General features: G+C 63.4%; 9 protein-coding genes. 1 reads left to right on the top strand and 8 read right to left on the bottom strand.

From position 1 onward, the window contains the following. The 3 genes from EN745_RS23565 to EN745_RS23555 all read right to left on the bottom strand — a co-directional run. A partial coding sequence (locus EN745_RS23565) for a glycosyltransferase family 1 protein (protein WP_145992104.1) occupies positions 1-1,619 on the bottom strand: 1,619 nt, incomplete at its 3' end. Next, on the bottom strand, positions 1,616-3,001 hold the full coding sequence (locus EN745_RS23560; protein WP_245487814.1) for a methyltransferase domain-containing protein: 1,386 nt from the start codon (positions 2,999-3,001) through the stop codon (positions 1,616-1,618). The genes EN745_RS23560 and EN745_RS23565, both read right to left, overlap by 4 nt. Before the next feature lie 104 nt (positions 3,002-3,105). Further along, positions 3,106-3,303, bottom strand: coding sequence for a hypothetical protein (locus tag EN745_RS23555; protein ID WP_127422385.1), 198 nt, complete (start codon positions 3,301-3,303; stop codon positions 3,106-3,108). Positions 3,304-3,504: 201 nt separating this feature from the next. On the opposite strand from EN745_RS23555, the gene EN745_RS23550 reads away from it, so the two are divergent. After that, positions 3,505-5,019, top strand: a complete 1,515-nt coding sequence (locus EN745_RS23550) for a glycosyltransferase (protein WP_126055855.1) — start codon at positions 3,505-3,507, stop codon at positions 5,017-5,019. Between the two features lie 39 nt (positions 5,020-5,058). Here EN745_RS23550 and EN745_RS23545 read toward each other — a convergent pair whose 3' ends face one another. From EN745_RS23545 to EN745_RS23525, 5 genes are all read right to left on the bottom strand, one after another. Then, positions 5,059-5,844, bottom strand: coding sequence for a hypothetical protein (locus EN745_RS23545; RefSeq protein WP_127422384.1), 786 nt, complete (start codon positions 5,842-5,844; stop codon positions 5,059-5,061). Between the two features lie 161 nt (positions 5,845-6,005). After that, positions 6,006-6,746, bottom strand: coding sequence for an ABC transporter ATP-binding protein (locus EN745_RS23540; protein WP_126055853.1), 741 nt, complete (start codon positions 6,744-6,746; stop codon positions 6,006-6,008). A 9-nt stretch (positions 6,747-6,755) separates the two neighbouring features. Further along, positions 6,756-7,565, bottom strand: a complete 810-nt coding sequence (locus EN745_RS23535; RefSeq protein ID WP_126059175.1) for an ABC transporter permease — start codon at positions 7,563-7,565, stop codon at positions 6,756-6,758. A 125-nt stretch (positions 7,566-7,690) separates the two neighbouring features. Beyond that, a complete protein-coding gene (locus EN745_RS23530; protein WP_245455543.1) occupies positions 7,691-8,638 on the bottom strand; it encodes a GDP-mannose 4,6-dehydratase in 948 nt (315 codons plus the stop codon). A gap of 36 nt (positions 8,639-8,674) precedes the next feature. Then, positions 8,675-8,835, bottom strand: a 161-nt coding sequence (locus EN745_RS23525; RefSeq protein WP_189363139.1) for a GDP-mannose 4,6-dehydratase, incomplete at its 5' end; no start/stop codon positions are given.

Here is an 8,835-nt window from a genome sequence, read left to right as displayed (position 1 = left end):
AGGATCAGGGCCGGGCGAAGGAATGCCGGATGCAGCGTGTGGTAGATCCACGAACTGTCCAGCATCAGGATCGTATCGCCGGCCTGGGGCAGGAGTCTGGTTGACTGCTGCTTGGGCGGCGCCCGTCCGGTCCACTCCCGGGCGAAATACCAACCGGATTCGTCGTCACAGAACGAGATGTACTTGCCCTCGTTCTTCGCTCGGCGCGGAAACATATTTTCGCAGATCCGCCGAACGACCCGTTGAATGCCACTCTTGCCGTCGTCGATCAGTGTCGAGCTCGCATCCACCAGCAGCCTCGGCCTGATGACTTCGGGCTCGGCGAGCGCCATCAAGGTCGCGACGTCCCGCTCTTCATCTTTCCTGACAGCGAGTGCCTCGACCAATCCGAACCGCGGCGGCGGTGCCGGGCGACGTTCCAGGCCCCGCAGACCCTCAACGACACGCTCCGAAACCCGGCTCCAGCTGAAAGCGTCTATCCTGTCCCGCGCCAGCTCCTTCAGTTTGCGCGTGTTGGGCTTGCCTACCGCGACGGCTTCGATCTTTGCGGCGAGGTCCGAGGGCGATGCGGGATCGAAGAGCAGCGCGTCATCCCCGACGATTTCCGGAAGCGCGCCGGCCCTGGCCGCGATCGCGGGTGTTCCACAGGCGATCGCTTCCAGCGCCGTCAGTCCGAAGCCCTCCATGAAGGAGGGTTGCACCAGGGCAAGGGCCTCCTTGTAAAGGCGAACCAGCGTCCGGTCATCGACCGCGCCGGCAAACACGATCCGGTCGGCCGGCAAACCACAGGATGCCCATACGTTGCGCAACTCGCCTTCTTCGACAGGGCCGACATCGCCGGCGATGACGAACTTCAGCCTTTCCCGCAACGGTTTGGACATCATGCAAAAGGCGGCCGGAACGATGGCGATGTTCTTGCGCCAGTCGAATCCGCCCACGTAAAGGAGGTATTCGCCCGCGATATCGTTGCGCTCCGTGCTGTCGTCGATCAGCTCGACGAACCTGTTCGATATTCCGGTCCCGATGTACAGGTCGTTTGTCGTATTGACGAAATGACGCAATTCGCCGGAAGAAAAATCGGAAATCGTGAAAGCGAGATCGAAGTCCCTGTAGCTGGAGAGGCGGCGATTGAAATATTCCTGCCGGCGGGGGTCCCGCATATATTTGTCGGGAAACCGGAACGGGATCGCGTCATAGAATATGGCCGCCGTTCTGACTGTCGCCAGGGGGCCGCCGAGGTAGGGAACCGCGGGGTCCAGGGCACCCTCGAAAGGACTGGCGGAGAGGGCGAGGTCCGGATTGAGTTGATTGACGTGGTGGACAAGGGCTATTTCGCTGCGCTTGCGCCATGGCGTGAATCCGAAGTCGGCTTCGCCCCCCTCGGCTTTCCCGTGCCAGACGTGAATACGCTCCGCCGGAACGATGTCCGCAAGCAGCGACCGCGCGGCCATTGCGCTATCGGCCATCGCGGCATTGAGCGAGACCTGCAGTTCGATGTCGTTCTCATGGGTGGAAAGACTGCGCAGCAGATCCAGGACGTAGCGTCCAATGCCGCGCATCCGGCTATGCGTCTGCAGGCACTGGCCGTCGATCCATAGCTTCAATGGCTCGCTGGTCATGTCGACTTTCCGGAGCTGAGACGCTTGCTCCAGGCCTGCAGGACAGCGGGATCGGGTTCGAGCGTCCAGCCTGTGTCTATGGTCACCAAGCCTCCATTGGTGCGGGCGAAGGTCAGCAGGCGGCGCTCGAGGGGCGGGGCAATTCTGACCATGCGCTGCACGAACGCGGCGGCGCGCGGCCTTCGGCGCAACCACAGCAGGCCATGTTGCATCACGAGCCTGGCGTTTGCCCTGGCGGGTCGGCGAAGGGGGGCGCCGGGAAAGGCATGGTCCCTTGGCTGCCCGAGAACTGTACGGTACAGCTGCTTCATCCCCCGCAAGGGAGCCGCAAGTCTCCACGACGTCGAATTCCTGAAGGCATCCGTCAGGCTCGACAGTTGCTCGACCTGTTCGGCAAGCCCCGTCTCCCTGTCACGCAAGCGGGCGATTTCGGCGTCCCGTTCCTGGATGGAGGCTTCCTTGGCGCCGACCTGCTCCCTGCTCGCGATTTCCTGCTCGGCAATTTGTTGGCGAAGACGCTCGATCTCCGCGTCGCGCGCGGTCACGGCCCTGTCCTTGATGATGTCCTTCAGTTGCTTGCCGAGGGCGGCAACCGTGTTCGTGAGCGCCGTATTTCCCGCACGCATCATCTCCGACTGGGCGGCGAGATTGTCGGTCAGTTGCTGAATTTGCTGCGCCGTCGAGGCCATCGTCGCCTTGAAGCCGTCCGACAAGCTGACGATCTCGTCATCGGCCGAACGGAGCCACTGCTTGATCTGTGCCATGTCGGCGGGCGGCTGCTGCGTTGCGGTTCCTACAAATGCCGCGAGGGCCTCGGATCCCTCCGCCGCACGCTTTCTTGCCAGGCAGGCATAGTCGCGCGCCACCTCGAACATGAGATGAACGCTGCGCTCGATCGGCCCTGCCTCGATCATCGGCGCGCCGTTCAGTCTGAGGATCGCTGTTTCGGCGAAGCCGGCCTGTCCCACCAGGAATTCGAGCAGAGCCGGTGGCAGCGGGCTTTTGTGCGTTGGGTCGAGATGGAAAGTATGCGTGCCGACCGAGATGTTTTCCGGGTTGGGCGTTTCCAGGATCAGCAGGCCGTCGTCGATCAGCACTCTGCGGCATTCATCCAGCAGCTCTATCAGGTAGTCGGTCGGCACATGCTCGACCATGTGGAATGCCGAAACGACCGCCACGCTGCTATCCGGCCTGCCGCCGAGATATTCGAGCGCGTCCTGCAGTTCGATCTTGTGGCCACGGTCGGTGGCTTCCTGCGCCATGCGCGCGTTCGTATCCACGCCAACCGCTTCCAGCCCGGCCTCGCCAAGCACCTCCAGCCACTCGCCGCGCCCGCAGCCGAGATCGATCGCGAGGCACGGCCCTTCCGCCTGTCGCGGCACTTGCGCCAAAAGGGGTTGGTAGACCTTCAGCCGTTCCTTGACGAGTTCCCTCGAACCGCGAAAGCGATCCTCGAAGGCCTTGTACAGTTCCTCAAAGCTCTTCTTCATCGGGCGATTTCGAGCGCGTGTTCAACGCAGCCCGTCCCGGCAGTTACGGGACGGTCCGGAGGGATGACGACAAAGCCTTCCGCACCTTCGCCATCAATCAACGTCACCGATTCCAAAGCTGCCGCCTTGGTTCGCACTTCTGCCGCACAGCCAAACATCTCACTCTCGCCGCTGCTCGGCGTCAGCTCCGCCAAGCGCATGCCGCCTCCCAGCGGCGGGTATGGCATGCGGTGCACGCCACGACAATGGCGGATTCCGAGGATTGGGCCGCAACCTGTGCAAGGGCCTCGCCAAAGAATTCGGCGATCCAAAAGCATTGATGGGCTATAGAGCCGGGCGGGGCGCCGCGCACCCCCGGACAGGCCGCGCAAACGTGTAAGGAAGTCTGCCTACCCATGATACTCAGACACCCGCTGTCGATCCTGATCGCCAACATATATCTGACGGGCCGTTCGGGAACCGAGATCGTCACCCGGGAGCTCGCATTCGCCCTCATGCGCGCAGGGCACAGGCCGATCGTCTATGCGCCCGAGTTGGGACCGATCGCCCAGGAGATCCGGGCGCGCGGCATTCCCGTCACTGACGACATCTCGACCATCGCCGCGGAGGTCGACATCATCCACGGCAACCACACCCAGGTCACCGCAATCGCCGCGGCGCGCTTCCCGAATGCTCCCATCGTTTACTTCACCCACGATTTCGTCGCCTGGCACAGCGCGCCGCCGCTTCTCGCCAATGTCCGCAAATATGTCGCCGTCGACGATACGGTTGCCGAGCGGCTGCAGTCCGAAGCGGGCATTCCGGCCGACCGCATCGTCACGCTGCTCAACGCCGTCGACACTGACCGTTTCGCGCCTGGGCCGCCGCTGCCGGGACGTCCGCGCCGCGCCCTGGCTTTCGCCAAGAACGCGCAGCATCTGAGCGCGGTGCGGGCAGCCTGCGAGAAGCGGGGCATCGAGCTGGATGTGATAGGAGAAGCCGTAGGCAACATCGTCGACGAGCCCGAAACCCTGCTGCCGCAATACGATCTCGCCTTCGCGTCCGCGCTCAGCGCCCTCGAAGCCATGGCCTGCGGCCGCGCGGTCATCGTTTGCGACGGTCGCGGCCTCGCTGGAATGGCTCGCTCCGAGAACTGGGATACATGGCGGCGGCGCAACTTCGGACTGCGGGCGCTGCAGCAGCGCCTCTCGCCCAAGGCGATCGCGGCCGAGATCGATCGCTACGATGCAGCCGACGCAGCCGAAATCTCGAGGCGAACGCGCCAGGAGGCAAGCCTGTCAAAATGGTTGGACGCCTGCCTGTCGCTCTATGGCGAGGCGATCGGTCAACATCGCGCCGCGCCTGCGGCCAGCTACGCGTCGAACCTCTCTTTGGCGCGTCATATGCAGACCTGGCTGCCGAAGCCGGGGCGGCCGGCATGGCCGTGGATGGCGGAGCGCGAGGAGCTTCTGACGCGGCTGGCGCGCTTGCCGGCCGGGCTGGAACCGGTCAAGGCGAACGAGCCGGTTTCATTGGCGCTGGCGGACGAGCCCGAAAAATTTGTGCGCCTGACGGGGTTCGGCGCGGTTGAATCCTGGGGCGTGTGGACCGACGGCGAACTGGCGATGGTCGAATTCGAGATAGCCTACGGCCCTGCGCCAACCTCGCTCAGGCTGGTTCTGGAGCCTTTCCTTCATGCGCACCGCTCGGAAGTCGCCGCCGAGCTTTTCATCAACGGAACGTCCATTGAACGACGGCTGTTCGCGGCGCGGCAAGACTGGAAGGTGGCGCTGCCGCCCGGTTCCTTGCTCGCCCGGCATCTAACCATCGGCCTTCGGATCGAAAATCCGGCAAGTCCACGCCAACTCGGCCTGTCGAGCGATGAACGACGGCTTGGGCTGGGACTGCGCCTGATCGAACTTGGCGGATGAGCTGCTGGCTTACTTTCTGCCGGCGCTCGCGCCCGGGATTCATGGCGCCAGTTGCCTGGCCAGCGGCTCGACGTGCTCCTTGAAGCGCAGCACTGTCTTGTAGTAGCCGCTTTGGACCCGCTGCTCGCCCCAACGCTCATAGGCCGGCGGCTGCTCGGAGCATTCCGAAATGTCCAGATGATAGTCGACCGGGCTGAGGCGCTCCACGCCGAGGCTCGCAAGGCCGTGCGCCGCGCGCAGGCGGTCGGCCTCTTCGGTCAATTCCGGATAATTGGCTATGGCCCCAAGCTTTCGATCGAACGCCCCGGCGTCGAGGTGAAGCTCGATCCCGCCCCGCGAGGTTGTCTCGCGCCTGAGGGCGCCCGCCTCCAGCGGGAATTCGAGATTGGGCAGCTCACGGCCGTCTTGGTCGCGCAATCTCGCCAGCGCCGCATTGACGAGCAGCCGGCAGACGTCGTGCCCCGGATTGAACCCTTCGACCGCGTCGGCGGCGACATAGTCGATCGCTTCGCCGGCGAGAACCGTGATCATTTCGTCAACGAGCTGCTGGAATGTCTCCGCTTCGCCGGCCAGGATAGCCCGGTAGAGATCCCGGTCCGCCATCTTGCCGAAGAACGCCGCCGCCGGGCGCGCGCCGGCGCCGGCCAGGACTTCGGCCGTGCGGTCGAGCCTGCCAACACCGAGATGGCCCGAGCCGTCGGTCAGCACGAGGACCAGGGGCTTGGCCGTCTCCATCCAATGGTGGACCCGCAGCTCATGCCCCGGATGGGCAACGACCAGCGCCGCCTTCTTGCCGCGCCACCAACCGTGCTCGTTGCTGTCCATGGGTGCGCCCCCTAAATCTGATACTGAAATCAATCGACGTAAGATTAGGGTCCCGAAAGTCGATTGGCCTTAGCGTAATCCCGGGAAAAGTGCGAAGCGGTTTTCCGTCCGGAATTGCCTAAAAATGCAAGACCTCACATCTAGCGCACGCGCCATGGGCTTCAACCAAAATAGGCCGGGAGCACCTCATTGGCAGGGCCGTCCATCAGCACGCGGCCGTGTTCCATCCACAGGATTCGGTTGCAATTGTTCTGCAGCAGTTCGCGCGAGTGGCTTGCAAGGACGAGAATCTTGGTCGTGTCGACGATCTCGCGCAGCCGCTTGTCGGCCTTGTGCTTGAAATCCTCGTCGCCGGTCGAAAGCCATTCGTCCATCACGAGTATCTCCGGCCGGATCGCGGTGGACGTCGAGAATGCCAGGCGAAGCTGCATGCCGGACGAATAGGTCCGGAATGGCATGTCGAGGAAGTCGCCCAATCCGGTGAACTCGGCGATCTCGTCATACTGCTCCCGCAATTCTTCCGGACGCATGCCCATCATCGCTGCGCGCAACCTGATGTTTTCGCGGCCCGTTGCTTCCGGATCAATGCCCAGCGAGATATTGATGAGCGACACGCATTCGCCTTGGATCAAGGCGGATCCGCTCGTTGGCTTGTAGATGCCCGACAGGACGCGAAGCAGCGTCGTCTTGCCGGCGCCGTTGTGGCCGACAAGGCCGATCCGGTCGCCCTCCCGCAGGGAAAAACTGACATCCTCGAGGCCGCGCACGATGACATGGCCATCCCCACGGCGGTCGATCGCGCCGCCGGTCGCGACACTGAGCACCCTGTTCTTGAGGGAGCGGCTTGCCGCGTTGAACACCGGAAATTCGACCGAGACGCCGGTCAATGTGATGGAAGCCATAGCGGTTGTTCAGAGCCAATAGGGGATGCGATGACGATAGCTGCCAAACAGGGCGAGGGCGGCCATCCAGCCGACGACCGCGAACACGACGCACGCCATCCAGCTGATCGCGGACGGCAATTCGCCCAGAAGCGGGTCCCGCACGACGCTGATCAGATGGTAGAAGGGATTAAGCTCCACCAGCCGCTGCGAGAAGCCGTCCGGAAGCGTTTGCGGCATCCACATCACCGGGGTCAGGTACATGACGACCTGCAGGAGGTTCTGCATCACCTGCGTCATGTCGCGGTAGCGCGCGCACAACACCGCCAGGATGAGCATGATCCAAAGCAGATTGAGCGACAAAATGACAAAGCCAGGCAGCGCCAGGAAGACGTGCCATGTCGGCCAGCGCCCGACGGCCAGCAGGACGAGGGGGTATATCAGGATGTTGTGGCCGAGGATGATTGCGTTGCGGTAGAGCGTCCGCAACACATGCGTGAACAGTGGCATGCGCACCTGAAGGATGATGCCCTCGGCGCCGACAAAGGCGATGCACCCCTCGTTGATCGACGTCGCGATGAATCCCCAGAAGATCAGGCTGACGCAAATGTAGGGGAGAAACTCCTCCAGGGGTGTGCGGAACAGCGTGCCGAAGAGGAACCCGAGCGCGCCGATCAGGACGCCCATGTTGATGGTCAGCCAGAACACCCCGACACGCGAACGGCGATAGCGCTGGGCCACGTCCTGCCAGCTGAAAGTCGTCGCGAGGTGATGTTTCGTCAGCGCCGCGCCTATGTCGGCGAACGCATCTGCAAGGAAGCCCGTTTTAGTCGGCAGCATATGTCCCGATCGTTTGTCCTGCCCAGGCCCGGCTGTGTGCGAGGTTCGATACATTATTGCCCTGTGGACATCAAGTTGATGAGCCTCCGCGGGAAACTATGCCGGCCGCCCCGGATTGCGTGCATTCAACGGGCGCCGCACATCCGCCGCCAATAGCCGAAAACGTCGGCGATTGTCTGCTCGAATGGCACCATGGGCCTCCAGTTCAGCCTGTCGCGCGCCTTCGATGCATCACCGCATGCGAAGGGCGTATCGTTGAGCCGCAGTCTTTCCGGATCCGTGCGCACCTCGATATCGATGCCCGACCGCGCGATAAGCATGTCGAGGATATCCCGGATCTTGCGGGGGCGTCCGGACGCTATGTTGAAGACACAGTCCGGTTCGGCATCGACGTCGACCATGGCCAGACGCGCATAGGCGCGCACGACGTCGCGGACGTCGAGGAAATCCCGCTCGACCTCCAGATTTCCCACATGGATGACCGGCTCGCTTTTACCCGCCACGATCTCCGCCACCTGGCGCGCGAAAGCGGGAACCACATAGGCGTCGGACTGGCCGGGGCCGGTATGGTTGAACGGCCGGCAGCGGACTGCCCGCAGCCCGTCATAGGCCATCTGCCCGATCATCAGGTCCGCGGCGGCCTTGGTGGCGCCGTACACCGTCGTCGGCCGAAGCGGTTCGCTTTCCGTCACCGGCCGGCCGGCAGCACTTTGGAACGATGCTCCATAGGCTTCCGAACTGCCGACATAGACGAACCTGGCCTCCGGAGCATGGCGCATCGCCGATTCGGCGAGGTTCATCGTCCCCGTCACGTTGACGTCCCATGCATGTCGCGGCGCGTTGCGCGCATCCGCCGGCGCCGCCACCGCCGCCAGGTGCACAAGCGCTGTTGGACGGGTCTTTCGGATCGCTGCCTCGACCGCGCTCCTGTCCATGAGGTCGATCGGGTTCATCTGCCCCTTGCCGTGGCCGAAGGCGAACACCTCGCACTTGCCATGGTCTCGCGCGAGCAGCTGTAACAGCGCCGAGCCGACAAAGCCGCTTGCCCCGGTGATCAGAATGCGATGCGTCAAGCTATCGACCATTACGCAAAGGGCTCTCTGCTCGACCTAGCGTGCGGGCTGGTTGGTGTGACGTTCAAGGTCGGCATCCACCATTTCCCGGATCATGTCTTCCAGCGAAATCGTCGCTTCCCACCCCAGCTTGGCCTTTGCCTTTGCCGGATTTCCGAGCAGGATTTCGACTTCGGCGGGCCTGAACAGTTCGGGGT

This window comes from Mesorhizobium sp. M4A.F.Ca.ET.022.05.2.1, from assembly GCF_003998845.1.
Taxonomy (GTDB): domain Bacteria; phylum Pseudomonadota; class Alphaproteobacteria; order Rhizobiales; family Rhizobiaceae; genus Mesorhizobium.
The sequence above is the reverse complement of the archived record's forward strand: the minus strand, read 5'-3'. Positions and strand labels throughout refer to the sequence as shown.

Bases quoted from the DNA above. Each gene is read 5' to 3' on its own strand.
- EN745_RS23540 (WP_126055853.1), bottom strand. From the start codon at position 6,746: ATGGCTTCCATCACATTGACCGGCGTCTCGGTCGAATTTCCGGTGTTC.
- EN745_RS23545 (WP_127422384.1), bottom strand. From the start codon at position 5,844: ATGGACAGCAACGAGCACGGTTGGTGGCGCGGCAAGAAGGCGGCGCTG.
- EN745_RS23535 (WP_126059175.1), bottom strand. From the start codon at position 7,565: ATGCTGCCGACTAAAACGGGCTTCCTTGCAGATGCGTTCGCCGACATA.
- EN745_RS23550 (WP_126055855.1), top strand. From the start codon at position 3,505: ATGATACTCAGACACCCGCTGTCGATCCTGATCGCCAACATATATCTG.